Genomic DNA, 26,163 nt, shown 5'->3' with positions numbered 1-26,163 from the left:
TTTGTTTATTAAAAACTGTTATGCTGAACAGCAATGTTTACAAGAACCGAAAACCTTACAGCAAATCGGCGTGACCGCATCTTCTCGCGGTCGGGTTGATTTGCTGGTTATACTGATTTCAATTTTCTTTTTTAGGATAATACATCAAATCATATTTTTTTAAGCCATCATTTGTAAGCAAAAAGTATTGTCTATTTTTAAAATCATACATCATGACATCAATTTTTTCTTTGTAATATGTTGTGTCACTAGATGCGAGGCCAATCAAGTTTCCGTCTTTTGTATAATAAACAGGTTCTCGCAAATTGAAAATATATTCATAAGGTGGTAATATTATTTTATTTGTTACTTCTCGCTTGATATAATATTCAGTATATTCATTTTGCTTGCTTGAAAAAAGAAATTTTTCAGAATCAGGATCGAATCCACTTAAAATAACACCCTCTGGTGTTTCAATTTTTTTTGAGATGTCCTCAATTAAATCATAAATATGTATATGACGAAAACAATTAACAACTAGATAGCGTTTGTTTGGCGATAACATAATGTCTCGAGGATCATGTTTTGCTTTGTTATATTTTTTAAATGTTCTAAGATCGTTATCCTGAATGTTTAGAATGGAAATATAATTTGCAACAGTATAGCTAACGGAATCTGGTACTGGCTTTTTAAGGTAAGTATGTTGAAATATAAAAACAGAATCTCCCTTAAGTCTAAATATCCTACGTACTAAATCCCAATCAATACTATTATCTAATAATATTTTTCTCCTATTAAATGTGAATTTATATAACTGACGATCTGCTGATGCGCCCTGTACTCTGCGAATACTCTCAGTTTTATTTCTTGCAGATTTAAATATTATTCCATCTCTGTTTTCCGAAAGAATTGGACTTTCGTCTATATTGTGATCATTAGTGAATTTATATTTCTGATTTGTTGTCAAATCCATTACTACAACATCACAAAACTCATAATAATACCTCTGACTTTCCTCATCATGACCCTCTGCAAAAACAATAACTTCATTATTAATTATTTTAGATATGTTTTCAGGTTCAGTCTTTGATTGGCAATGGGTAAGTAAAATAGTAACCAGAATTAAAAAATATTTTGCGAAATATTTCATTTATCTCCTCATATCTTTATCAGTATAACGGCGTTGCCGATAACCCGCCGCCCAAAACAACAATGCAGGTTAAAATGACAAAGCCAAAGATTTAGCAAACTGTACTTATCTTTCTTTGCTAGTGCAGTTTGCAACAATGTTAATTAATAGAACTACTTAGAACAGCAATCTTGTAACGGAGCAACCAAGCCAAAAATTTAAAAACTGCCGAATGCGAAAAGGCGGTCGGGTTGATTGGCTGGTTAGCTGCAATCTATTACCTTATAAGCATCAGTTTCTTTGTTTGAACCAAATTATGAACTATTAATTGATAAAAATATACTCCAGATACAACATCCAAATTGTTAATATCTTTTCCATCCCATTGAAAAGAATATAACCCCATAGGCTTTTCTCCCTCCCAGGTTTTCACAACCTTTCCAAGTGCATCAAATATAATAAGTTTGAAGGTACTCAATTGATTTATTTCAAATTGAATAGTTGTTGAGGGATTAAATGGATTTGGATAATTATTATATAGATTGAAGTTGAATTCTGTTTCAGTTGAGCCCACTGATGAGGTATAATCATATACTTCAAAAATCCATAAATTATGATTCCAGTTTGAACTATTATATTGATTAGCAAGAATTACTATTTTGTTATCTGATAAAACGATCTCATTCCCAGATTCTTGAGAGCCAGTACCATAAAGTTGTTGCCAAATAATTTCACCATTCGAAGAGTATTTTATTAATAAAACATCACTCGCAGAATAATTATTGGGTGGATGTTGGTATCCAATCGAAAATAAAGTGCCATCATTGTTTTCTTTGATGGATAAACCAATAGTCCTATGTTCAGTTGGATACTCTTTTGTCCAAATTGTATCACACATTTCATCTAATTTCATTAGCCATATGTCATCCTCACTTGGCAAATTAGACTTATTTATTATTGCTAGAAATTTGTCGTCATTAGTTTTGATAATTTTTTGTGGAAATTGATTAGGAAATCTTTGATATGTTCTCTCAATTACTATGTCCCCAGAATTGTCAATCTTAGATATCCAAAGAGAAGATACTGTTGCATCGAAAAATGTTTCTGAATACTCACCAATAATTAAATAGTAATTTGTATTTATTTGGATGGCGTCATCTATTCTTGAATTATCACCTCTTCTAATAGTTTTTTCCCAAATAGGATTTCCTAAATTATCAATAGAAAGTAGCCAACTTTTCGCAGTATCATTTTCAAAACAAAAACCAGTTATTAAAAAAGAATTTTGATTGGTTTTTGTTATGCTTCTGGCAAAACACTCAAGGCCGGCAGTATATGTTTTATTCCAAATTGTATCACCATTCATATTGGTTTTTGTTAATAATACATTATCTATGTTCAATTGATAATTTGAAAAGTTTGAAACAATTAAATATCCAAAATCATTAGTTTCAACTACACCTATTGCTTCAGAATTTAAGGGAGAATTAATTACTTTCATCCACAAAGTATCACCAATCGAATTCATCTTTAAAATGTATGATTTTTTCGATGGCCCATAATAGCCAACAACTACATAATTATTATCAAAAGTTTTTGATATATCAAATCCCATCATCGTTGTATCACCACCAAATTCTTTTTCCCAATTTATTTGTTGAGATTCTGATGAGATTGAAAAGCCAATAAAAAGTATTATTGTTAGTATTAACGTTTTCATATTTTTTGCAGCTAACGGCGTTGCCCATAAGCCGTCCGCCCCGAACTGCGGATTTGTTTAATAGACAATGCCAATAATTTATAGCCGTGCTTAACTTAACTCGAAAGCACGGCGGACGAAACATTAATTAACAGTAAAAGGATAAACAACAATGTGTACTAAAAACAACAAACAAAAGAACAGCACCGAAGCCGAACAAAAAGAAGCGGTCGGCTTGATGGGCTGGTTAGGTAGCTTTTAATTTTTTAGCCAAATTTGTGCATTTGGACTACGGTTTTTACCTTTTTTTAATTCAGCGTTTGTCTGAGAAAATAATGATAGCTCACGTCCTATAACTTTCTTCCAACCTATTCCAATCCCAGAAAAAAGAGTTAATTCATCTGGAAACAATTTCCCCCAAGTATCGATAAACTCATACGTATCAAATTTCGATTTGTCAATTTTCGAAATACATTTTTTAATTGACTGCGGACTAAGGTTAGGATATTTTTTCATTTGAATTCTCATTCTATTATTTGAATATCTCCGTGAATTACAGGTAAATCTTTAACATTAGTAAAATCTACAAACGCTCGAACAATTCCGGTTTTCCTATCAAAGTTATCATCACCATAATTTAAGTCAACTTGGAATTCATATACTCCAGCATATAGGACTTTATTAACTATTATCGTTTGCTTATTTGACATAGGATCATCAATCCAAATTTTAATTGAATCTTGTTGAGGAGTAGCAATTTTTATTGTTGTGTATCTTGTTGTTGGGTTTGGATACGCAGGAAAAACAGAAAGTTTCATTGGAATACTTGTCCCAGAACTTGAAGTATCAGGTTCATAATACCAATCATCTGGATCAATTTCACCAATTGGGTCTGGACTTGCCGAGGATGTGCGAGTTATTCCAGAATATTTTTTCTCTGGTTCAACAGGATTATCTTCACTGCAATTATTCATTAAGAATAATAACAGAATAATTAAAAACACCTTTAATATCTTACTCATTTGTTCACCTTATTTTAGCTACCTAACGGCGTTGCCGATAAGCGGCGCCCCAACAAAAGAATGCCACTTAAAAAGCAACTGCCAAAGATTATGCAAACTGTGCTTAACTTTAATCGTAAGCGCAGTTTGCAAGTTAATTTATTAGAACAAATATCTTTAACAAGTTAGCCGAAACGGAACGACTAACTCTCAAAATTCTAAAATGCCAAATGCGAAAACGGCGTCCGCTTGATTGGCTTGTTAGCTGTACTTTCTCTAACTCATTTTTCCCAGCATCTCCCGCAATGAATAACCAATTAGTGAAAAAATTGTATTTGATATTAATGTTGATAAAAAGAATATCAAAATTACTTTTGTAAATGAAATTGTACTAATAAATTTTGCTGAATATCCCACAAAAGCTGAGCTTAGAATACTGAATATACTTATTATTTTTACTGAACTGTCATTAAAATTTATCGTACCATCTAAGGTTATACCATACATAAAAACATCATTTATTGAATACTGGGAGAGTGTCGAAATGAAAACTGAAATTATAATTCCTACTAAAAATAGAAAGGAATTAAAACCAATAGATAGTACGAAAAGCAATTTTGCATTTTGATAATTTATTAGTAGTGAAAATAAATTGCATAAATAATAGAAGACAACAAAAATTATAATATTATGAAATAGATACTTTAGTATAAGTCCAATCGAAGCTATAAAAAAGAAAAAGTTACCCGGCGATATATAATTTGGGGCGAAAAATTTAATCATATTTCCCAGTATTATAAAGAAAATGAATAGCAGAAAAGAGTAGATTTTATAATCTCTATCAATTTTATATTTTTTCGGTAAATTGAAGGTGAATAATCTTAAAATATTTGTGATTTTTGCTAGCATACTATTTCTTTAGTATCATTAACATACATTTTGTTTTCATCCGATTTAGTAAAACATTTTGCCCATTTATATTTTCCCAATTTGTCATTAATATCCCCATCATTTCATTTTCAGATTTTGGCTCGCCGTACTTATTCACTGCAATCGTTTTTAGAATTGGGAATAATTTTTCAACTTCTTTTTCAGAATCTGAAATATTGCCTAGAGCTTTCCCAATTAATTTATCATCCGAGTTTAATAAAAATAAATATTTTACAAATTCTCCATTCAGAGTATCTTTAGTTGTAATACCAGAATAATTCATAACCTTTTCTTCTACAAATGAAACATTTTCATATAATTCATATAAAGATTCCTTATCAATACCCCACTCAATTTCAAAAAACTTATCAACCGTACTTTGGCTGAATAACAATTGAGTGGTAATGAGGAACATCAGTAATGTCTTCATTTTATTTTTCCTTTTTAATGTACAGCTAACGGCGTTGCAAATAACCCGCCGCCCAAAAGCAAGTAAGCCAAGTCAAAATGCAATGCCTAAAACCGTTAGCCAAGTTTAAATTGTCCGAAAAACTTGGCGGTACTTTGTTTATTAAAAACTGTTCTGCCGAACAGCAATGCTTACAAAAATTCAAGAACCTACAGCAAATTGAGTTGACCGCATTTTCTCGCGGTCGGGTTGATTTGCTGGTTATGTGTTTTATTTGATCAATATAATTTTCTTTGTTTTTATTTGTGTATCATACTGCAAACTATAGTAGTAAATACCAGTTGCTAATTGATCACCTTCAAATTCAATTTCGTAATTCCCCTTTAATTGTTTTTCATAAACTAAAGTTGAGACTACTTGGCCGAGTGAATTATATACTTTTAATAAAACAAATCCTTCTTTTGGAATTGAATAAGAAATTTTTGTTGATGGATTAAAAGGATTAGGATATGCATTATGAAGTTTGAATTCATTTAAAGTAGCTTCGATCTCATTAATACCACTTATGATATACTCGAATCTGATTGAATCAACAAATTTCAAATCCTCATAAAGACAATCTCGATAAATATCAACACGATATTTACCTTCAGATAGACCTACAACCGGAACAACAAAATTATGATAGCCATAACAAGTTGTCATATCTTCCGCTGTGTCTATTTGAGTAATTGTTATAACCGAATCAAGAATATCTACAGTATAGTCTAATTGAAATGCACATTGTTCCCAAGCATTGTAATCCCAGACATAAGCAGTATCATTTGATATTTTTACAACCAAAGAATCAACTTGATAATTTGGTTGTGCTATTAAAAATTGTAAAAGGGAAAATATTGAGATAAGTATTATTCTTTTCATCCCATCACCCCTCTGATTATTTACAAAACACATAACGGCGTTGCAAATAACCCGCCGCCCAGAACTGCAATGCCGAGTTAAAACACAATGCCAATAATTTGCAGCCGTGCTTAAATTAATCCGCAAGCACGGCGGAAATAACTTTAATTAAAAGAACAACTTTGTACTGCAATGTTTACTAAAAACTCTTCACCCACAGCAAATCGAGTCGGCCAGAGTCGAAGACGGCGGTCGGGTTGATTTGCTGGTTATGTGGCTTTTTCTTTCTGTAAATATGATTCATATCTTTGTTTAGCTTTATCAATCTTTCTATTGAATTGTTCTTTTTTATATTCATAAAAGTCTGTTCTTTGAGAACTATAAATCCTATTTTTAATATTACCCTCGATTAAATCGTCCATTTTTCTATTGACTAAATCAATTAGTTCTAACGCTTCTTTATAATGTCGATTCTTAGAAACAAATCGTATTAGTGTATAAATTCTCTCGGTATGTATCAGCGAATCAATATCGTTTTGGAAATAATTTAGTTCATCAGTTACGACCGACCTATCATCAAGTTTTAATCTAATATGAAAGTATAATGAAGCATAAAGTGGTTCACTGGAATTTAATTCGTATGCTTTTTCTATTAAAACCAATGCTGATTTTAAATCTTTTTTTTCAAGACTTAACATCCCATCACAATAAAATATTACGTCTTCTGTTATATTGGGGAAATCTGAATATTTACAACCAAGCTGAATAAAAGGGAAAACAATTGAAGGATATGAACTAACTTTTTTGGATGTTTCAATAGCCTTTAACTCAGATTCATCTGCCATTACCAAAGGGGTAAATCCAAAATGTAAATCATTTTTAACAATTGTTTTATACTTCCCTAAATCTGTTCTAACAACTTTCAGTGAAGTCACTTTCCATTCACTTTCCTTACGAATTGTATCAAGATATGGTAACAAATCTTTTGGAGTACCTTCGCAAACCGGACCATTAAAATGTAAATATGGATCTCCAATATCATATTGTCTCGATATTTCTTTGCTTGAAATCATATTTTAATTACACATTAAATTAGCCACATAACGGCGTTGCCCATAAGCCGTCCGCCAAAAACAACGATGACAAACAGACAACGAATATTTATAATTTGTAGCCGGCCTTAAATTTCAACGTAAGGACGGCGACCTAACTTAAATTTACAGTGAAACTAGAACAACAATTTTTAACGATAACTACAAACCCAATGATTTGAAAAATGCCAAATCGCAAATGCGGTCGGCTTGATGGGCTTGTTAGGCGTTTTCAAGTTTTGGAAGATGATTTTTCATTTCATCAAGGATTGATGTGTTTCCACGGTGAATAATATCTTTTACTTTTTTAACATATGCACTTGGCTTAATTTCAAAAAATTTCCCAACTTGATTAACGATTCCTTTGTGGTTAAATTTCATCAAAATTTCTTGATATTTTTTCCCCCGAATTAGATCCTCTGCTTCATTTAATGCAGAGTTGTAAATATCATCAATGTCTATTTTAGTTTTGAGATCATTATATTTATTCGATAACTGTTCCTTTGTGTTTGCTCTTCCATCAAATCCATTCAATGCTAAATTTATTGTGTATGATGTAAGGTCTGTGGCATATTTCTCTTTAAATCGGTCAAACTCAGAAATAACCCAATCCTTTATTTGATTTATTAAGTTAGCAGAATCGGGAAGGCATAGCTGACTGGAAACTGCTAATAATACCTCTTCGAGTAGAAAAATATTTTCAACTTCAGCAAATTCAGGAACATAAACTTGGTGCTTTTGAATACCAATTATATGATCATCGTTTTTATAATCACGGTCAACTATACCATAAGACACATTATAGTGCAATTCACTTAGTTTATTAAATGATTTAACACATTCGATTACAGTTTCCGAGGCGCCGAGTGGCTTTATAGTAAATTCGGGATAAATCAACGAATATAATTCAACATCGTGTGAACCAGATGTTCCTTCAATAAATAATACTTTGTTTCTGCTACCCAGGACTTCTAAATATAAATCTTCTGGGATATCAACATTTTTGGGGATCTCAAACCAATCAAATTCAGAACCATCATATTCATTGAGACATATTTTAACTGCATCCAGTTTTGTAGATGCGAATTCTAAATCATGTGTTAAGTAAATAAACAAACAATCAGAGCGATCGTTTTCAATTGCTGTCCAAAGTTTTTGATGAAGGGAATGATGAAGGTGTAGTTCTGGTTCATCAATCACAATTATCCCATTCTCGGGTGCGCAGAGACATTCTCCAATTAGATAGAAAATTACCCTCTCGCCATCACTCATAGAAGATGCGAAATAAGATTCATCAGATCCTTTTCTCCTAGTTTTAACTGAACCACTCTCAATAATTAATTCACGTTTAGGCAGTAACGATTCCCAAATATTCTTTATTTTATCTAATTTTGTAACTGGAGGTTCTATCCTAGTACTCGATTTTTCAGATTCTTGTTTGTATCTAAGGACTTCTTCATAATTATCAGAATATAAATAAACCAACAATTTATCATAGTCATTAAGCAAAAATGTTTCTGGGTTAGATCTCCATCTCTGACCAATTTTATGATCGTAATAATCCTTGTATGTGTTGGTGCTATTATCATTATAATAGCCATAATAAAGCTGTGCTTTTGCTTTATCAAGAGAAACTGGGCTAACACTATTTGGCATCGTGAGAGATTTCTGAGCTGAAATTCTATGCACATTTTTTGCAACTTCAGATTTGAATTCAAACCAAGAACCTAGGCGAGATTTTCCACTTCCGTTTGCTCCAATTATTACAATTGAGGATTCAGTCTCAATTTGATTGTTGTTTTGTTCAGCATTAGAACTTATTGGGAAATTGATATTTTTGATCATAATTACCTATGTGTTTTATGACGCCTAACGGCGTTGCAAATAACCCGCCGCCCAGAACTACAATGCCGAGTTAAAACGCAATGCCAATAATTTGCAGCCGTGCTTAACTTAATCCGCAAGCACGGCGGAACTAACTTTAATTAAAAGAACTACTTTGTACTGCAATGCTTATTAAAAACTGTTACCCACAGCAAATCGGGTCGACTAGAATCGAAGGTGGCGGTCGGGTTGATTTGCTGGTTAGGTGGCTTATTTAAGTAGCTGCATTTTCTTTGTAATTGTTTTTTTACCAAAGATGATTTTATAAAAATAAATACCACTGGATAATTTACTACCATCAAACTCTATTGTATGATTTCCTTTTAATAAGAAATCGTCGATGATTGTTTTTATTTTTTCTCCGAGTGTATTGTAAACTGACAAACTAACATTACCACTTTGAGGTAAAATAAAATTAATTTTTGTACTCGGATTAAAGGGGTTTGGATAATTTTGGAATAATTGGAAATTATTAACAAGTTCCGGCTCTTCACTAACATTTACTAAAGTACCATATCCAATTCCATCAATTGTGCAACCGACAATTAATTCAGATTCCGGCGGTGGGAAAAATGACCATCTGTAATAAATTCCAAATTTGTCAGATACACTTTGTTCACCCCATTTTGTTCCACCAGATTTACTATACCATTGGAATTTTCTAATCTTCGTTTTCTCACCGAATAATTCGCCCTCGATTGAATCTACAGTTACATAATACTCTGCTGAATAAAGTGTTGTATAAAATGTGTCACCTGGTGCAACAGTAAAATCAAACCAGATAGCCATAGTATTATCACCGAGGTATTGATAAACATTTCCATTGCTCTTCACATTATATCTTGGTGTTTCAGAGTTGTTCAGATAAACATCAACCGATTGGTCAGCTAATCTAGCGGTATCAGTAATTTCATCAAATATGGTAGTATCTTTCGAAGAGGAGCCCCATTCCCATTTATTACCAACTTCGTATGGAAAGTAACTTACAGATTGTTGTGCACTTACAACAATTGAAACAAGAGCAAACAATGATATATGTAATATAATTTTCATAGAGCCACCTAACGGCGTTGCAAATAACCCGCCGCCCAGAACTACAATGACAAGTTAAAATGCAATGCCAATAACTTTTAGCCAAGTTTAAATTGTCCGAAAAACTTGGCGGTACTTATTCATTTAAAACTGTTCTGCCGAACAGCAATGTTTACAAGAACGACAACCTTACAGCAAATCGATTATGACCGCATCTTCTCGCGGTCGGGTTGATTTGCTGGTTAGGTAGCTAATTAAACTTATAATATATTCTATATTGTAACGGTCTTCGCTGACAATAATCCCATATTAAAAAGTATCTTTCTCTGTCTGGATTAAAGCTTTTATAGTTCAATGAATACATTTTATCATTTTTTGTTTTCAATTTAACACAAATTTTCGATGGAGCGGATATAGCTGGGTCAGAGCATTGGAAGTCAAAAGATTGATACCATAGAGTATCAACATCTATTCTCATTTTTTTCATTTCAATGATTAATGAGTCAATAAAATTATTAACATATACTGAATCATAATATGATCCAAACCAATAGTGCTTGTATTGATCAATATATTCTTCCGGAAGCTTATAGTAGGTTGAATCAGGTTGATATAAGCGTGGTAATTCGTCATATGTGATTGCATCATACGGAAACTTTTCACGTATTAACAAAATATTGTTTAAGTTGAGGAGAGTATCTTTTAGAGAAACTTCAATCTCCTTGTTTTTATATCCTAACGACTCGAAAATTATGTTATAATTTCCAACTGGAATATCTTCAAATTGAAAGAATCCATTAAAATCCGAACTGGTTGATAAATTATTATAACTTAGATTTATCTCAACCGATTTTAAAGATCTTTGATTTGTAGAATCTATTGTATATCCTGAGATTGTACCTTCTTCTAGAGGTAACGTGGTTATAATTTTTTCCTCACAGGATGTTATAAATACAATTAGAAATATTACACATATCATATTTTTCATTTTTGCTACCTAACATATACTTATGTAGAATTAGTTATTTATAAAATTCAAGGCAAACGAGATTTATTATTCTCGAAGCACTTTGTAAATTATCATGTTATGCCGATTATATTCGTTGATTATCTTAAATTTTCCTTAATATCATTCTTCTTTAGCAAATAAATTATTTTCTTTTACCTCTTCGCTGTTCTTTATAACACTCAAAAATCAAGCGGACTCTTAACCCCATATAAATTATCAGTTATATGAGTATAGATCATAGTTGTACGCAAAGATTTATGTCCTAATAGTTCTTGAATTTTTCTGACATCATCTCCGGATTGAAGAAGATGTGTGGCAAAACTATGTCTGAATGTATGAGACGATGCCGGTTTATTTATACCTGCCTTCTTAATTGCTTTGCGAATTTCTTTCTGTACTGTGGAAGGATGAATATGATATCTATACTTTAATTTCCTTTCTTTGTCGTAAATAAATTTATTTGCCGGAAAAACATACTGCCAACCGAATTCTTGAGATGCATGTGGATACTTTTTATGTAATGCAAATGGCAGCAATGTTTTTCCATTTCCATTTCTTAAATCGATAGTGTGAAGTTTTTTTACTTCTCGCACTTTCTCTTTAAGCTGCGGAATAATTGATTGAGCTAAAACTGTTGATCTGTCTTTCTCACCTTTTGATTCCCTTATCATAATACTTTCAAGCTCAAAGTCTAAATCCTTTATTCTCAAGTTAAGCGCTTCACTCAATCGTAAACCGCTGCCGTAAAGAAGAGAAACAATTAAGCGAATATCTCCCTTTGTGTTTTCTATAACTTTTCTTGCTTCATCCTTTGAAAATACGACCGGAAGCTTTTTCTTTTTTGTAGCTCTTTTTACATCCTCTAACCATCCAAAATTTTGTTCTAAAACATGTTTATATAAATATACTATAGCACACAATGCTTGGTTCTGTGTAGATTGCGCAACCTTCTTCTCAACAGCTAAGTATGTTAAATATTTTTCAATATGTGACTTGTCAAGTTTTTTAGGATGTTGCTTGTTATGAAAAATGATAAAATTTTTTATCCATCTTGTATATAATTCTATTGTAGAAATGCTGTAGCGCTCGGATTGTAATTTGTGTTTTACTTGTTCAAGTAATTTCGGTTTGTGTAAAGATTTATTCCGGTTATCAAGCAATGTTGAAGTCCCGATGAAATTTTCTTTAATTAATTACTTATGATAATTAAAATAAATTTATTTATCAATAGAATTCAATAATTAATACTTGTACTCTTTTATTTGAATTATGAGTAGGTTTGAGACATGTTCTAGATAATTTAGCGTCAGTCGCACTAAATTGCTTTTAAAATTAAGTAAAAGAAGTCAAATTGTTGAGAAACCGGATGGTTTTTTTTTGAAGTGCGCGATTACTATTCTAGAGTGAGAATAGGTTAAATTTAGGCATTAAAGCTCACTTCAATTCGATTTGAAACCTATTTGAAAAGTATCTGAAACCGTATCAGTGCCGTTACACTAGGCTTTCAGTCTCGACGCAGTTTACCAAGACTGTAGGGACGAATATATTCGTCCCCTACGTTTGTAATGTAAAATCTATTGTTATTGTGGGATTCGGGAAATTCTCTTATGTGCAAAATTGATACTATTTTAGCAGTAACATCTTCCTACTCTTCGAAAACCCACCCGCATTCAATCGATAAAAATATGCGCCGCTTAGTAAATCACTGGCATCGAATTCTATTTCGTATTCTCCGGGTTGGAGTTGTTCGTTTAGTAATGTTTTTATTTCTCTTCCGAGAATGTCGTAAACAATTAAACTGGTTTGTAAGGGACGAATATATTCGTCCCCTACGTTCGGGATTGTGAATTTAATTGTTGTGCTCGGATTGAATGGATTCGGATAATTTTGATGTAGTACAAAATTTGTCGGTTTACTTTCATTAGGATCTTCAATATCACTTGTACCCGAAATATCTATAAACCAAAGTCCGTCTTCTCTTCCGGCCCAAAGTTTATCTTCGTAAGCATGCAGATCATACAACCAAGAAAATTCATGTGCACTTATTTCCCATGATTCACCGTAATTATCTGTTGAAAAAATCCAATGATGTCCACCGAAAAGTAATCCAGCGTAAAGACGCGATCCATAACTTGCGAAAGCTGTTATGTCTCTACCTTGAAATGATTGGATATCTTTTCTTTCCCATTCCGCAGCGAATTGGTTGCCCCTATAAATTCCGTTATCTGTACCGGCAAAGATGAAATTATCGTGAGATATAAAATCAAAGAATTGTCGCTGTGTTTCTAAAGTATCGACGAATATATTTTGCCAATCACTTTGGTTTTTAGTATTCATGAATAGATACATACCAAGATTAGCTAAAAGGAAATCCCCCGAAGAAAAAATTGCACCGGAACCAAATTGAAATAAACCCGAATTAAATTTTTTCCAAGATGGTGCTTGAAGTACATTAAGATAATAGATTCCATCATTATCGGTCCCGACAAAAAGACTATCACCTCTTCCGGCAAATTCAACAATTCCTAATGCCGCTTGAGACAAACCGTCATTAATCTTCTGCCAGCTTTCACCGGAATCAGTACTTCGAAATATTCCATCATCGTAAGTTCCTAAATAAAGATTCTCTTGATATGAATAGATTGTGTAAAAATAACTGTTGGTTTCGGGCTGGCTTTGGGTTTTGCTCCAGTTGTTTCCTTTTTCCGTCCCGGTATATATATCATATGGTGTAACAACAAAAAGTTTTTGATTTTGTTCTGCTATGGAGAAAACAGTAACAGAATCAATTTCGGTTACTTGTGTCCATGACTGTCCATTGACATTTGTTATGATGAAGAATAAAATGAGAAGAAATAAAATAAATGAATTATCAGTCGATTTTGAATAATCGTTTTTCTTTGCCGATGTGATATGGCGTTCTAAGTGCATTTACTTTCCTTAATAAATTGATCGAATTTTAGATTTTAGTGTGATTTTTTTTAATCACGACCAATTCAGACGCCATATACTATTAAAAGTTGCCGGTGGGTTTATTTTTTAATGGGATGTTTTTGTCATTCCACAAAAGTGGGAATCTATACAATTCATCCATAATTACATTTTTCCAACTTTACATTGATTAAATCGGATTCCTTGTAAAATTCCCACTGTAGCGGATGTCGCTTTGGATCATACTAGTTGGTAAATAATTCCACATCAAAGGATGACAAGCCCGTCATTCTGACTTCTGAATTCTGACTTCTGAATTCTGAGTTCTGCTTTTTAAACACTAACGACTCGTTTCTTTCCGCAATCGTTTATCCATGCAGCGTAACCGCCTGTTAAGTTGATTACATTATCAAATCCTTGATTCAATAAATAACTAGCCGCAATAGCAGAACGATCGCCGGTATGACAATGAACAACAACCGGTTTACTTTTCTCAATTCTATCAAGATTATCTTTTAAGTGACCAACGTGGATATTATCAGCACCATTAATCTTACCTGAGGCATGTTCGGTTTCACCACGGACATCGATTACTTGTACCTCATTTCTATCAATTAATCCTGAAAGTTCGGAACATGTAATTTGATTTAGAGTTTCCAATTCATTACCGGCGTTTGCCCAAGCATCCATGTTAGGCAAATACCCGTTAAAGTTATCTAAGCCGATTCTTATTAATTTCTTTGTTAAGTCTTCAATTCTATGATCCGGAGCAATCAACACAAATGGTTCATCATAGTTTAACATCCAACCTGCCCAAGTACTGAATGCTGAGTTATCTTGTATATTTAATGATCCGGGAATATGTCCGCCCGCAAAAGAAAGTTTATCTCTTGTATCGACAATTTTAGTTTTATTCTGAACAACTTCCTTAAATTGATTGAGAGTCATTCTAGCCGGATGAGGTATTCCGCCAAGAATATCGGGACCGACTTTATTTAACTTTTTCATCATTGCAAAATATTTCGGCGGTTCGGGTTGACCATCTAATAATTGCTTAATGAATTTCTCTTCGTCGTTAATATTTAATGCCCAGTTAACAAGTTTTTCGTATCCTACGGTTGTGCTCGGAACTGCACCTAAAGATTTACCACAAGCCGATCCGGCTCCGTGTCCGGGCCAAACTTGGATATAATCAGGTAGTGCCTTGAACTTTTTTAATGATTGAAACATTTGTCGTGCTCCAACTTCCATCGTTCCGGTAATGCCCGCAGCTTTCTCAAGTAAATCTGGTCTGCCGATATCACCGACAAACACAAAATCACCTGTAAAGATCATAATCGGATTAGTGCTTGCAGCACCGTCTGTTAATAGGAAACTAATATGTTCCGGTGTATGTCCGGGTGTGTGAAGAACTTCTAAAATTAAATTGCCGACATTAATTTTATCACCGTCTTTTAACCCGGTATGTTTGTAATGATACTGCCACTCTTCCCCACCTTCATCACTAAGCAAAATTTCAGCACCGGTAATTTGTGCAAGTTCACGTGAACCGCTTAAGAAGTCCGCATGAATGTGAGTTTCGGTAATTTTTGTGATGCGCATATTTTCACGTTCGGCAATATGCAAATATGTATCAATATCTCTCTTGGGATCGATAACAATCGCTTCACCGGTTGCCTGACATCCGATAAAGTAACTTGCTTGCGCTAATCCTTTTTCATATACATGTTCGAAATACATTTTGTTAACTCCATTTTTCTTTATTTATAAACTTTTATGTAGACAGAAAGACTGCGAATATTTTTTTTTGATAATGCTGCATAGCTGTCATTCTGAATCCGTTGACTAACGGATGAATTCCGAAGTTATCGCAATGCGAGAATCTCACCTTAAATTAATTGAGAGTATCGGCAATGTAGAGGTGAGATTCCTCACTCACCCAAAAACGGTTCGTTCGGAATGACAATTTAAAATTATTCAACTTCTCCCATCCAACCGATGATACCCGGTTCTAGGTTATAAACTTTTGTAAACCCCCTTTGTATCATTGCTCTACCGGCATGATAACTTCTGTTACCACTGCGGCAGTATAAATAATATGTTTTGTCTTTATCCAATTCTTCAATTTCTTGTATAAAAGTCGGACTCATAATATCAATCAATTTTGAGTTAGGAATTTTAACTTCATCATGTTCGCCTTTAGTTCTAACATCAATTAGAACGCCGTCTTTATCTTCTTTAATTTGTGTCTCAAATGTTTTTGAATCGAGATCAATTACATCGACTTTATTACTTGAACCGAATAATCCCATTGTTTCTCCTATGTTTTATAAACTTGTGTAAAATTCTTTCCCGATGATGTAGAAACCCATCACCAGAACAAACCAGCCGAAAGCCGGTTTCAATTTTTCGTTTGAAATAAATTTTGATAAATAGCTGCCCACAAAAATTCCAATCACAGCTAGGCTTGAAAATAATGTAACGAATCCCCAATCAACAATTAAATTTGTACCGATATCACCAATAAATCCGATTAATGATTTAACAGCAATAATTAATAATGAAGTTCCCACAGCCATTTTCATTGGTAGTTTTGCTAAAATTACGAGTGCCGGGATTATTAAGAATCCTCCACCGGCGCCGACTAATCCGGTTAAAATCCCTACAATAAATCCCTCTATTAAAATTAATGGGTAATTAAAAACCAGTTCGTCTTCATCTACAGAAAATTTTCTTTTCCTTATCATTGAAACTGCAGCGGCAACCATTAATAGTGCAAATAGCAGCATGATGAATAAGTCTTTAGTAAATGCGAATGTTCCAAATGAAACGATCACTTCCGGAATAGCGGGAACAATAAATTTTCTTGTTATAAAAACCGCAATAAATGCCGGAACCGAAAATACAACTGCGGTTAGATAACTGATTTCTTTTCGTTTAATAAAAGTTGCAGCACCAACGAGCGCTGTTAAGCCTACGATAAATAATGAATAAGCTGTCGCCGGAACAGGATCAACTTGTAGAAGATATACTAAAATTGGAACGGTAAGAATTGATCCACCGCCGCCGATTAATCCAAGTGTTAATCCCATTAAAATCGCACCTATGTAACCAAGTATTTCCAAACTTAACTCAATTTAATTGGTGATGTGATGAAAGGATAATAAAAAGGATTCAAGGTGTTATTTAATCAGAGTTAAGAATCTTGTAAAGATTCGGGATCGACTATGAGTTTAATTAAGTCGACCTTAGTTTTATTCGATCGGAGAATTGTAATGTAGTATTTATTAATTGTAAAAACTTCTCCCCTTGCCGGAATTCTGCCAAGCTCGGAAATTATATAACCGGCAATTGTTTCATAATCGCCTTCGGGAATTTGGAAATCATATTCTTCATTAATTTTATCGATCTCAACTTTGCCGGAAAAAACATATGTCGTTTCATTTAACTTTTTGCTTACAACTTCTTCCTCATCGTACTCGTCACGTATTTCACCTAACATTTCCTCGATAATATCTTCGACCGTAATTATTCCGGCAGTTCCGCCGAACTCATCAACAACGACAGCAATTGAAGTACTTTTGCTTAAGAGTTCATTCAGCATTTCCAAAGTTTTTTTTGTTTCGGGTACAAAGATTACATCACGTAAAATTGATCCGATACTTTGCGGGTTTTTGAATAGATCTTTTGCAATGATCAATCCCTTTATATTATCCAAATTTTCTTCGTAAACCGGGAGTTTCGAATATCCCGATTCAATTAATATATTAAGTGTTTCTTCAAGAGAACTTGAAATTTCCACACCGACTATATCGGTTCGAGGTGTCATACATTCATATACTTTTTGTTCTCTGAGATCAATTATTTTATTGATTATCCCGGATTCACGTTCATTAACAACTCCGGCTTCCGAGCTTTCGTTTATTAATGATTGAAAATCATCTTTATCGAATAATTGATGAGCTTCCTCTTCGTCTAATTGTCCGCGACGTGTTAAAAATGATGATACTGATGATGTGATTTTTACAAAAGGATAAAGCAAAAATGTAATAGCCCTTATAGGTAAAGAAAATATACTAAATAATAAATCGGCACTTTCGCGGGCAATATACTTTGGAATTATTTCTCCGATAATTAATAAAAGTGTTGTGGAAACAAGTAAAATCTCAAAATCATTAAACCCAAATTCACGGGTTAGATAAACCGTAGCCAACGAAGCAAAGGCAATGTTGACAATATTATTAGAAATAAGAATTGTTGAAAAAAACACTTGAGGATTCTTCACAAAGAAACGAGAATTAATCGCAGAAATATTTTTCTTTCTTGCGCGTATTTCTATTTTAATTTTATTGGCAACAACAAATGCGATTTCTGAAGAAGAAAAGAACGCGCTGAGGAGCAATAGCAAAACTAAAATCAACAATTCCATGAGACTTAATATGCCTTATCAATTTTTACATTTTTTATTAAATGCGAATACAACTCATCGTCTTCAGTAAATATGAATTGAGCATCTATAACTCCCTCGGTATTCAACTTCGGATCGGGAAGCAATCCTTTTATTGTCCCGAAAATTATAAATTTGGATTCATTTGTAGACCGTTTATCATCTATTCTGATTTCCGGTTTAATCGAATAAATCAATTCTTTATCCTGAAATATTTTTATCAGAGTTAAATTCATTCTGCTAAAATCATAATCGCTCGTTTGAAATATTTCAAACTCACCGGTTATATTAAATCGAGCTTGTGCATCCGGACCCGGCATTAAATTAATCCAGCTATAAACTTCTTTGAAATCAACTTTTAAATCAGGTGTAAACATTTCCACATCATAATCCGATTCATCCTTTTTTGTAACCTCATTGGATGTACATGAAGCAAAAAGGAATAAAAGCAAAATCACTAATATGTATTTTTTGTTCATTGCCCTATCTGAAATAAATTAAAATAATAATTACAAATATATAAATGATAGTGTTTAGTAGCATCGGTAAATCTGTCAACATGATTTCGGTCGGATTTTCACCCTTACTTTTCTTAACCACAAGATACATATATCTAAACACACCAAATACAACAAAAGCGGTTGTAAGAACAAAATACCTTGAATTGAAATGGTCAATTGTTCTTGAAGAAATTGAATAAAGAGCATAACAGACTACCAATCCGGAAGCAGCAATCACTGAAATCTGATCAATAAATTTTTCCGAATAATCCTTCAAAACCGTTCTTGTTAAGTTATTCCCTAATTGCGCGACCAACTCCGATCGTCTTTTCATAACCGCGAGAAATAATGCAAGAAATATTGTAGTAAGTATTAACCAATTAGAAACATAAATATCCGCGACATAAGCACCCGCAAGTACACGAAGCATAAAACCACTGGCGATACAGAATAAATCGAGAATCATTATTTCTTTTAATTTGATCGTATATAAGAAATTGATAACAATATATCCCGATAGTGCGGCTGCAAATTCCCAGTTGAGTTGGAGTACAAGCAATACAATTATAACATAGAGTACACCGATAGTAATTTTTGCATTAAACGGTGAAATCTTACCGCTTGCAATGGGACGATTTTTTTTTATCGGATGTTGTCTATCAAGTTGTACATCAAGCAGATCATTAAATACATAAACCATGCTTGCTGTTAAAGAGAATGTAATAAATGCGAGTAGAACTACACTTAAATAGTCCCACTCCATTAAATGTTTTGAGAAAAGTAAAGGGACAAAAACAAAAAAGTTTTTTATCCACTGTGGAATGCGCAGTAATCTGAAATAGTCGGTTGCCATTTATTAAAATACGACTGCCTCTTCGTAAACTCCAAAATGTTTTTTAAGTTCGTTGATCATCTCACCGAGTGTTACATAAGATTCGGCTGCTTTGATAAATTCGGGCATTAAGTTTGTCCCTTCAACAGCCGCTTTACTAATTGCGGCAAGTGCTTCATCGACAGCTTTTTGATCTCTATTTTGTCGTAATTCGGCTAATCTTTCTTTTTGCTTTCTCTCGACTTCCGGTGAGATCTGCAAAATCGGGATATCAACTTTTTCATTTTCTTCTATAAATTCATTTACACCAACCATGAACTTTTCTTTTTTCTCAAGTTCGCGTTGATATCTATATGCCGCATCGGCAATTTCCTTTTGGAAATAACCGGCATCAATTGCGGCAACAACTCCGCCCAATGAATCTATTTCATCAAAAATTTTATTTGCTTGCTCTTCCATTTTATCGGTTAACGATTCAACATAATAACTTCCGCCGAGCGGATCGACAGTGTTCATCACACCGGTTTCATAAGCTATAAGCTGCTGCGTTCTTAAGGCAATTTTTGCAGCTTTTTCACTAGGCAATGCTAATGTTTCATCCATCGAATTTGTATGGAGTGATTGTGTCCCGCCGAGAACACCCGCTAAAGCTTGCAATGCTGTTCTTACAATATTATTCTCAGGCTGCTGTGCCGTTAATGTACATCCGGCAGTTTGAGTATGAAATCTTAACCACCATGAACGAGGATTTTTCGCTCCGTATTTTTCCTTCATTCTTCTTGCATAAATTCTTCTAGCTGCTCTGAACTTTGCAATTTCTTCAAAGAAATCTAAATGTGAATTAAAGAAGAACGAGATTCTAGGCGCAAATGAATCGACATCCATTCCTCTCTCGATACAAGCTTCTATGTATGCAAATCCATCTGCTAAAGTATATGCCAATTCTTGAGCAGCCGTTGAACCGGCTTCACGAATATGATAACCGCTTACCGAGACCGGATTCCATTGCGGAACTTCATTCGTACAGTATTCAATCATATCGGTAATAATACGCATTGATGGTTCGGGTGGATAAATATATTCTTTTTGTGCTATATATTCTTTTAGAATGTCATTCTGTAAAGTACCACGTAGCTTATCAAAACTTACGCCTTGTTTTTTTGCGACGGCTAAATAATATGCAAATATCATAGCCGCAGGTGAATTGATTGTCATCGAAGTAGAAACTTGATCCAAAGGTATTCTGTCAAATAAAATTTCCATGTCCTTCAATGACGAAATCGCAACACCGCAGATTCCAACCTCGCCTTGACTCATCACATCATCAGAATCAACTCCCATTAATGTCGGTAAATCGAATGCAACGGATAAACCGGTTTGTCCGTTCTTCAATAAATACTTAAAACGTTCGTTTGTATCTTCGGGTGAACCGAATCCGGCGAATAATCTCATAGTCCAAACTTTGCCTCGATACCCGTTGGTGTGAATCCCTCTAGTGTATGGATATTCACCCGGGAAATTTATATCGCGCATGAAATCGTTATCTATTAAATCATCGGGAGTGTAAAGTGCTTTTACTTCTTCACCGGAAACAGATGTAAATTTCATGCCTGTGGATTTTGTTCTACTGAGTTTATCTAAATATTCTTCTTTTGCTTTATTATACTCTTGGTTCATTTTTCAATCCTCTCTGAGATTAAAATAACTTTTCTAAAAAAAATAATAATTCGCTTAAGTTCTTCCAAACCTTTTGTCTAATTCTGTTAACGGAATTTTAATGACAATTGGTCTGCCGTGGGGACAAACATAAGGCATTGATGTAGCAAAAAGCTGATCGACTAAAATTCTCATTTCTTGTTCATTTAATTTATCACCAGCTTTAATTGCGGCTTTACAAGAAAATGATTTTGCCACGTTGTCTCTAACTTCTAATTGTTTTTCTTGTTCATTACTGCGGTACTCGCTAAGAATTTCCAACAATGTATCTTTTTCCGAACCGATTTTTACATCGGACGGAACACCGCTTATTGCAATCGCATTTTTTGCGAGTAATCTTATTTCGAATCCCAATTTATTTAGATAAGGTTCAATCTCTTTTAATAATTCATAATCTGCCGGATCGACGGTAATTTTTTGAGTGAAAAGTAATTGCTGAGAAAACGGAATATTTGCATCGAATGAACGAAGTGCTTTTTCATATAAAATTCTTTCATGCGCAACATGTGAATCGATAATCATTAATCCGCTTTTAATCTGGGATAGAATATATTTGTTATGAAGAAGAACGATAAATGAATTATCCGAATCAGTTGATTCTTCACGCAGACTTTTACGATGATACACATCTCCGGTCTGCTTATCATCAAAAGGATGATCAACTTCTGTATCCGGTGCGGATGATTTAATATCTGTATTTAACGAATCGAATAATCTGTCAATTTCATCTTCCGAAAATACACTGCCTCGTTTGGGAGATCTGTTATCGGTTGAGAATATCGGTCTATCGGAAAAATCACCACGATTTACTCTCGGTGGTGCGATAAATTTTAGTCTCTCACTTTCATCAACCGCTTCGTTAAAAGTCATTGATGGAACTAAGTCATGGCTTCCGATACTTTTCTTAACTACGGCGCTAATAAATGAATAAACATCTTTATCATCTTCGAATTTTACTTCTAACTTAGAAGGATGAACATTTATATCAACTCTTCGCGGATCAAGTTCAATAAATAATACGAAAAAAGGATAATCACCTTTCTCCAAAATATTTTCATAGGAACTGAATACAGCATGATTAACTGTTCTGCTTACAATATATCTACGATTTATAAATACATACTGATCACTGCGATCTTTTTTGGTGAATGTTGGTTTGCCTACATAACCGTAAATAGAAAGGAAATCTGTTTTTTCACTGACCGGGATTACGGCATCTAAAATATTATCGGCAAAAACTTTTTGAAGTCTTTCTTCGAAAGTACCGGCAGAGTAATCAAAAATAAGATCGTCATCGTTGTAAAACTTAAAAGAAATCTCAGGTCGACTTAATGCTATTTTTTTGAATGTTTCAATTATATGTTTTAATTCGGTTGAATGAGTTTTAAGAAAGTTTCTTCGTGCGGGTGTATTATAAAATAAATTCTTAACCGCGATAGATGTTCCTTTTGAGAACGAACCTTTCTCGGTAAAAAATTCTCCGGCTTCGTTGTTCTTAATTAACGTTCCGATTTCGGATTCTTGTTGTTCGGTTCTTATTTCGACAAGACTGACAGATGAAATTGAACTTAATGCTTCCCCTCGAAAACCATATGTTTGAATGGACTCAAGATCTTCGACAGTACTGATTTTACTTGTCGCGTGTCTTTGCATACAGAATCGAGCATCTTCCTCGCTCATACCCTCACCATCATCAACAACTTGTATCAAGGTTTTACCGGCTTGTTTTATATAAACTTCGACCATTGCCGCTTTTGCATCGACTGCATTTTCCATCAATTCTTTAACAACAGATTCGGGACGCTGGACAACTTCTCCCGCTGCAATCTTGTTGGAAATATTTTCCGGTAATATTTTAATCTTACTCTTAATCATAATCTTACTCCCTTTGCGTCTTTGCGACTTAGCCGTTGTTTTTTAATAATTTTACCGCAGAGACGCTAAGGCGCAAAGGTCAATTCCTTTTCCTATAAATTTTTAGTGTAAATTCAGAATATTCTATTTCTTCAGCGGCTTCCCAAATATCATTATCTATCTGCGGGAAGAATGTATCACCTTCAACTTCTACTTTCATTTCACTTATTTGTAGTTCATCTACATTATTAATTTCTTGTTTATAAATTTCACCGCCACCGATAACGAATACTTTTTCATATTTTTTTTCTTCACAAAATTTGTAAGCATCATTGATGTCCGAAAATACTTCAACTTCGCCTTCGGGCTTTGGAAATGATTTTTCTCTCGTAAGAATAATATTCAATCTACCTTTTAACGGTTTACCGCCCATTGAGTAAAAAGTTTTCCTACCCATAATAAGCGGAAAGCTCATAGTTGTTTCCTTAAAGTGTTTCAAGTCTTCCTTGGAATGCCACGGCATTATTCCTTCTTTACCGATTACGTTATTTTTTGCAACCGCAACTATGATTATTTTTTTCATCTGAGTAATTTTAGTGTGATAAATATTGATTGATCTCTTTCCGGTTCAACTATAATAGTTTTACTTGAATCCTTGTATCCGTTCAATCGCAATGTTAATAAATATGAACCGGCTTCAAGATTTTTCAAAGTATCGGGAGTTAATTCACCGGTGAAATTATTATTTAAATAAATTGCCGCTTCTCTGGGATTTGAATTAATTACCACATCAGCAGTTGATTGTTCCAGAGTAAATTCAACCGCATCCTCCCGACAGCCAAATAGCATTGCAACTGTAAATATTATTAAAATGAATTTTTTCATTTATCCCCCCGAATAAATTGTCTTCATTTTATTCTTTCGTTTAAACCGCGACTTCAAATTTTATTCGCGGATGATGTTTGTAACCGACCAATTCAAAATCTTCAAATGTAAGTTGATCCAATGGCTTCTTTGCTATTATTAATTTAGGTAATTCATAAGGTTCACGTGTTAATTGTTCTTTTAAGCCCTCAACATGATCATACTCTTCCATTTTTGATCCTTTATCTGCTAAATAAATATGTGCATCGACAATTGTATGAGCAAAGTAACCAAGTTCTAATCCGGCATCTTGTGCAATAATTTGTGTAAGTAAAGAATAAGCAGCAAGGTTAAAAGGAATGCCAAGTGCAATATCGCCGGAACGCTGTGTAAGATGACAATTTAATTTTCCGTCGCTAACATTAAAAGTAAATGTATAATGACAAGGCGGTAATTTACTGATAACGGCATTTGCCGGATGCCAGGCATTAACAACCATTCTTCTCGATTCGGGATGATTTTTAATTTGATCTATTACCCATCCGATTTGATCGAATGTTAATGAACCGTTATCTTCTTTTTTTACGAATGGATTTGATTCATTTACAAAAACTTCTTCACCCAATGCCGCACTTTTTTCCGGAACCGGATAGCGTCTCCAGTATCTTCCGTAAGCGGTTTGAAGATTTCCATTTTCATCTGCCCAAGCATCCCAAATTTTTGTATGTTCTCTTAAATTTCTAATATGATCATCACCGGAAAGATACCAAAGCACTTCATAAAGAAGCGATTTCCACATCATTTGTTTGGTAGTAAGAAGCGGAAAACCTTTTGAAAGATCAACTCTATAAAAAGCCCCAAAATAAGAAAGTGTATCGACACCGGTTCTGGATTTTTTACGTACGCCTTCTTCCAAAACAAGTTTAACTAGATCGTGATATTCCTTCATTAATCCCCTTTTTTCAATTTTTTCAGCATTTTCGACTAATTTTTACGATGCGGAATATACATAAATTAAAGGAAAAATACGGGGGTGAATCGAGCAATAGATGAATTATGAGTTCTCATTCTCAATAACCAACGGATTTATCCGTTAGGGTAAAGTAAGATGCCCGAAATTCCTTAACGGTTTCAACCGTTTTAGTTCTTACTCAACTACAGATAAAATGGAGAAAACTAGGGCTATTGAATCCTACATTAAAATTTAGTCAAGTCTAATCTGAAGAAAAAAAAATTAATAGACCGATGAATCGGTTTGTATATTTTTTGCTAGTTACATGAGTTCCCACAGATGAATCTGTGGGTTAATAGTAAATGGCAAACCTAACAAATTAAATTATGGGTTAATAGAAATGCAGAATAATTCACATTGACAAACAATCAACCAATTTCTTGAAAAGCTTTCATGAGATCTTTCTTAGTCTCTAATAAATCTTGTGAAATAACTTTTACTTCACCGATTGCGGGCATAAAGTTTGTATCGCCAATCCATCTCGGTAAAATATGAAAGTGAATATGTTGATCAATTCCTGCGCCCGCAGCTTTACCTAAATTTGCACCTATATTAAATCCTTGCGGTTTCATCGCTTTCGTTAAAGCTTTTTTGGAGAGTTTAATAAGTTTGGTAATATCTGTAAATTCTTCATCGGTTAATTCGTCAATATCCGCCATATGTCTGTATGGAATTACCATCAAATGTCCGCTGTTATACGGAAATAAATTAAGCATCGCAAAAGAATGTTCGGATTTATAAACAACAAGTGATTCATCATCATTTATATCCAATTTGGGAGATGAACAGAATACACATTCTTCATTGTCACTTTTGTGTTTGAACGATTGAATATAATTTGAACGCCAGGGTGACCAAAGTTTATTCATTGTTTTACCTCAAAATTCAATACAATTGTCATTCTGAACGACTGATTTTTAGGAGTGAAGAATCTCACTTTACAT

The 26,163-nt window shown here is 33.7% G+C and carries 25 protein-coding genes; all 25 read right to left on the bottom strand.

Annotated features, from left to right (window positions below; genetic code table 11):
• Window positions 1-118: 118 nt before the first annotated feature.
• A complete protein-coding gene (locus QY331_06845) occupies window positions 119-1,129 on the bottom strand; it encodes a hypothetical protein (GenBank protein ID WKZ70966.1) in 1,011 nt (336 codons plus the stop codon).
• Window positions 1,130-1,385: 256 nt separating this feature from the next.
• The gene (locus QY331_06840; GenBank protein ID WKZ70965.1) at window positions 1,386-2,828 is read right to left on the bottom strand and encodes a T9SS type A sorting domain-containing protein; all 1,443 of its coding nucleotides are present in this window, start codon (window positions 2,826-2,828) and stop codon (window positions 1,386-1,388) included.
• Between the two features lie 237 nt (window positions 2,829-3,065).
• Window positions 3,066-3,323 (bottom strand): hypothetical protein, encoded by a 258-nt coding sequence (locus QY331_06835; GenBank protein ID WKZ70964.1) that lies wholly within the window; start codon window positions 3,321-3,323, stop codon window positions 3,066-3,068.
• 8 nt (window positions 3,324-3,331) lie between these two features.
• The gene (locus QY331_06830; protein WKZ70963.1) at window positions 3,332-3,829 is read right to left on the bottom strand and encodes a hypothetical protein; all 498 of its coding nucleotides are present in this window, start codon (window positions 3,827-3,829) and stop codon (window positions 3,332-3,334) included.
• A gap of 255 nt (window positions 3,830-4,084) precedes the next feature.
• Entirely contained in the window at window positions 4,085-4,315 is a 231-nt protein-coding gene (locus QY331_06825) for a hypothetical protein (GenBank protein WKZ70962.1), read from the bottom strand.
• Between the two features lie 403 nt (window positions 4,316-4,718).
• A complete protein-coding gene (locus QY331_06820) occupies window positions 4,719-5,168 on the bottom strand; it encodes a hypothetical protein (GenBank protein WKZ70961.1) in 450 nt (149 codons plus the stop codon).
• 249 nt (window positions 5,169-5,417) lie between these two features.
• Window positions 5,418-6,068, bottom strand: a complete 651-nt coding sequence (locus tag QY331_06815; protein ID WKZ70960.1) for a T9SS type A sorting domain-containing protein — start codon at window positions 6,066-6,068, stop codon at window positions 5,418-5,420.
• 248 nt (window positions 6,069-6,316) lie between these two features.
• Window positions 6,317-7,120: a hypothetical protein gene (locus QY331_06810; GenBank protein WKZ70959.1), complete on the bottom strand. Its 804-nt coding sequence runs from the start codon at window positions 7,118-7,120 to the stop codon at window positions 6,317-6,319.
• Between the two features lie 240 nt (window positions 7,121-7,360).
• The gene (locus tag QY331_06805; protein WKZ70958.1) at window positions 7,361-8,983 is read right to left on the bottom strand and encodes an AAA family ATPase; all 1,623 of its coding nucleotides are present in this window, start codon (window positions 8,981-8,983) and stop codon (window positions 7,361-7,363) included.
• A gap of 249 nt (window positions 8,984-9,232) precedes the next feature.
• Complete coding sequence (locus QY331_06800) at window positions 9,233-10,075, bottom strand: T9SS type A sorting domain-containing protein (GenBank protein WKZ70957.1); 843 nt, start codon at window positions 10,073-10,075, stop codon at window positions 9,233-9,235.
• 229 nt (window positions 10,076-10,304) lie between these two features.
• Window positions 10,305-11,042 (bottom strand): carboxypeptidase-like regulatory domain-containing protein, encoded by a 738-nt coding sequence (locus QY331_06795; protein ID WKZ70956.1) that lies wholly within the window; start codon window positions 11,040-11,042, stop codon window positions 10,305-10,307.
• A 200-nt stretch (window positions 11,043-11,242) separates the two neighbouring features.
• On the bottom strand, window positions 11,243-12,223 hold the full coding sequence (locus QY331_06790) for an integron integrase (protein WKZ70955.1): 981 nt from the start codon (window positions 12,221-12,223) through the stop codon (window positions 11,243-11,245).
• A 463-nt stretch (window positions 12,224-12,686) separates the two neighbouring features.
• Entirely contained in the window at window positions 12,687-13,994 is a 1,308-nt protein-coding gene (locus QY331_06785) for a T9SS type A sorting domain-containing protein (protein WKZ70954.1), read from the bottom strand.
• Window positions 13,995-14,327: 333 nt separating this feature from the next.
• On the bottom strand, window positions 14,328-15,734 hold the full coding sequence (locus QY331_06780) for an MBL fold metallo-hydrolase (protein ID WKZ70953.1): 1,407 nt from the start codon (window positions 15,732-15,734) through the stop codon (window positions 14,328-14,330).
• Between the two features lie 233 nt (window positions 15,735-15,967).
• On the bottom strand, window positions 15,968-16,306 hold the full coding sequence (locus tag QY331_06775) for a rhodanese-like domain-containing protein (GenBank protein ID WKZ70952.1): 339 nt from the start codon (window positions 16,304-16,306) through the stop codon (window positions 15,968-15,970).
• 15 nt (window positions 16,307-16,321) lie between these two features.
• A complete protein-coding gene (locus QY331_06770) occupies window positions 16,322-17,119 on the bottom strand; it encodes a sulfite exporter TauE/SafE family protein (protein ID WKZ70951.1) in 798 nt (265 codons plus the stop codon).
• 71 nt (window positions 17,120-17,190) lie between these two features.
• Complete coding sequence (locus tag QY331_06765; GenBank protein ID WKZ70950.1) at window positions 17,191-18,423, bottom strand: hemolysin family protein; 1,233 nt, start codon at window positions 18,421-18,423, stop codon at window positions 17,191-17,193.
• 5 nt (window positions 18,424-18,428) lie between these two features.
• The gene (locus QY331_06760; GenBank protein WKZ70949.1) at window positions 18,429-18,920 is read right to left on the bottom strand and encodes a hypothetical protein; all 492 of its coding nucleotides are present in this window, start codon (window positions 18,918-18,920) and stop codon (window positions 18,429-18,431) included.
• A 4-nt stretch (window positions 18,921-18,924) separates the two neighbouring features.
• The gene (locus QY331_06755) at window positions 18,925-19,794 is read right to left on the bottom strand and encodes a decaprenyl-phosphate phosphoribosyltransferase (GenBank protein ID WKZ70948.1); all 870 of its coding nucleotides are present in this window, start codon (window positions 19,792-19,794) and stop codon (window positions 18,925-18,927) included.
• Window positions 19,795-19,797: 3 nt separating this feature from the next.
• Window positions 19,798-21,450: a methylmalonyl-CoA mutase family protein gene (locus tag QY331_06750; GenBank protein WKZ70947.1), complete on the bottom strand. Its 1,653-nt coding sequence runs from the start codon at window positions 21,448-21,450 to the stop codon at window positions 19,798-19,800.
• 54 nt (window positions 21,451-21,504) lie between these two features.
• Entirely contained in the window at window positions 21,505-23,364 is a 1,860-nt protein-coding gene (gene mutL, locus QY331_06745) for a DNA mismatch repair endonuclease MutL (protein ID WKZ70946.1), read from the bottom strand.
• A gap of 79 nt (window positions 23,365-23,443) precedes the next feature.
• Window positions 23,444-23,926, bottom strand: coding sequence for a dihydrofolate reductase (locus QY331_06740; protein WKZ70945.1), 483 nt, complete (start codon window positions 23,924-23,926; stop codon window positions 23,444-23,446).
• Entirely contained in the window at window positions 23,923-24,228 is a 306-nt protein-coding gene (locus QY331_06735; protein ID WKZ70944.1) for a PEGA domain-containing protein, read from the bottom strand. Before QY331_06735 ends, QY331_06740 begins: the two co-directional genes overlap by 4 nt.
• A gap of 40 nt (window positions 24,229-24,268) precedes the next feature.
• Window positions 24,269-25,156, bottom strand: coding sequence for a thymidylate synthase (thyA, locus tag QY331_06730; protein WKZ70943.1), 888 nt, complete (start codon window positions 25,154-25,156; stop codon window positions 24,269-24,271).
• A gap of 431 nt (window positions 25,157-25,587) precedes the next feature.
• Window positions 25,588-26,088 carry an HIT domain-containing protein gene (locus QY331_06725; GenBank protein ID WKZ70942.1) on the bottom strand — a complete coding sequence of 167 codons (501 nt, stop codon included), beginning with the start codon at window positions 26,086-26,088 and terminating at the stop codon, window positions 25,588-25,590.
• Between the last annotated feature and the right edge of the window lie 75 nt (window positions 26,089-26,163).

It is taken from the genome of Melioribacteraceae bacterium, assembly GCA_030584085.1.
Lineage (GTDB): Bacteria > Bacteroidota > Ignavibacteria > Ignavibacteriales > Melioribacteraceae > SURF-28.
The sequence above is the reverse complement of the archived record's forward strand: the minus strand, read 5'-3'. Positions and strand labels throughout refer to the sequence as shown.

What these genes read in the sequence shown, in the direction of transcription:
- QY331_06740 (WKZ70945.1), bottom strand. Translation starts at nt 23,926, where the DNA reads ATGAAAAAAATAATCATAGTTGCGGTTGCAAAAAATAACGTAATCGGT.
- QY331_06800 (WKZ70957.1), bottom strand. Translation starts at nt 10,075, where the DNA reads ATGAAAATTATATTACATATATCATTGTTTGCTCTTGTTTCAATTGTT.
- QY331_06780 (WKZ70953.1), bottom strand. Translation starts at nt 15,734, where the DNA reads ATGTATTTCGAACATGTATATGAAAAAGGATTAGCGCAAGCAAGTTAC.
- mutL (WKZ70946.1), bottom strand. Translation starts at nt 23,364, where the DNA reads ATGATTAAGAGTAAGATTAAAATATTACCGGAAAATATTTCCAACAAG.
- QY331_06750 (WKZ70947.1), bottom strand. Translation starts at nt 21,450, where the DNA reads ATGAACCAAGAGTATAATAAAGCAAAAGAAGAATATTTAGATAAACTC.
- QY331_06760 (WKZ70949.1), bottom strand. Translation starts at nt 18,920, where the DNA reads ATGAACAAAAAATACATATTAGTGATTTTGCTTTTATTCCTTTTTGCT.
- QY331_06755 (WKZ70948.1), bottom strand. Translation starts at nt 19,794, where the DNA reads ATGGCAACCGACTATTTCAGATTACTGCGCATTCCACAGTGGATAAAA.
- QY331_06725 (WKZ70942.1), bottom strand. Translation starts at nt 26,088, where the DNA reads ATGAATAAACTTTGGTCACCCTGGCGTTCAAATTATATTCAATCGTTC.
- QY331_06820 (WKZ70961.1), bottom strand. Translation starts at nt 5,168, where the DNA reads ATGAAGACATTACTGATGTTCCTCATTACCACTCAATTGTTATTCAGC.
- QY331_06805 (WKZ70958.1), bottom strand. Translation starts at nt 8,983, where the DNA reads ATGATCAAAAATATCAATTTCCCAATAAGTTCTAATGCTGAACAAAAC.
- QY331_06830 (WKZ70963.1), bottom strand. Translation starts at nt 3,829, where the DNA reads ATGAGTAAGATATTAAAGGTGTTTTTAATTATTCTGTTATTATTCTTA.
- QY331_06795 (WKZ70956.1), bottom strand. Translation starts at nt 11,042, where the DNA reads ATGAAAAATATGATATGTGTAATATTTCTAATTGTATTTATAACATCC.
- QY331_06765 (WKZ70950.1), bottom strand. Translation starts at nt 18,423, where the DNA reads ATGGAATTGTTGATTTTAGTTTTGCTATTGCTCCTCAGCGCGTTCTTT.
- thyA (WKZ70943.1), bottom strand. Translation starts at nt 25,156, where the DNA reads ATGAAGGAATATCACGATCTAGTTAAACTTGTTTTGGAAGAAGGCGTA.
- QY331_06775 (WKZ70952.1), bottom strand. Translation starts at nt 16,306, where the DNA reads ATGGGATTATTCGGTTCAAGTAATAAAGTCGATGTAATTGATCTCGAT.
- QY331_06785 (WKZ70954.1), bottom strand. Translation starts at nt 13,994, where the DNA reads ATGCACTTAGAACGCCATATCACATCGGCAAAGAAAAACGATTATTCA.
- QY331_06845 (WKZ70966.1), bottom strand. Translation starts at nt 1,129, where the DNA reads ATGAAATATTTCGCAAAATATTTTTTAATTCTGGTTACTATTTTACTT.
- QY331_06840 (WKZ70965.1), bottom strand. Translation starts at nt 2,828, where the DNA reads ATGAAAACGTTAATACTAACAATAATACTTTTTATTGGCTTTTCAATC.
- QY331_06835 (WKZ70964.1), bottom strand. Translation starts at nt 3,323, where the DNA reads ATGAAAAAATATCCTAACCTTAGTCCGCAGTCAATTAAAAAATGTATT.
- QY331_06815 (WKZ70960.1), bottom strand. Translation starts at nt 6,068, where the DNA reads ATGAAAAGAATAATACTTATCTCAATATTTTCCCTTTTACAATTTTTA.
- QY331_06810 (WKZ70959.1), bottom strand. Translation starts at nt 7,120, where the DNA reads ATGATTTCAAGCAAAGAAATATCGAGACAATATGATATTGGAGATCCA.
- QY331_06825 (WKZ70962.1), bottom strand. Translation starts at nt 4,315, where the DNA reads ATGTATGGTATAACCTTAGATGGTACGATAAATTTTAATGACAGTTCA.
- QY331_06735 (WKZ70944.1), bottom strand. Translation starts at nt 24,228, where the DNA reads ATGAAAAAATTCATTTTAATAATATTTACAGTTGCAATGCTATTTGGC.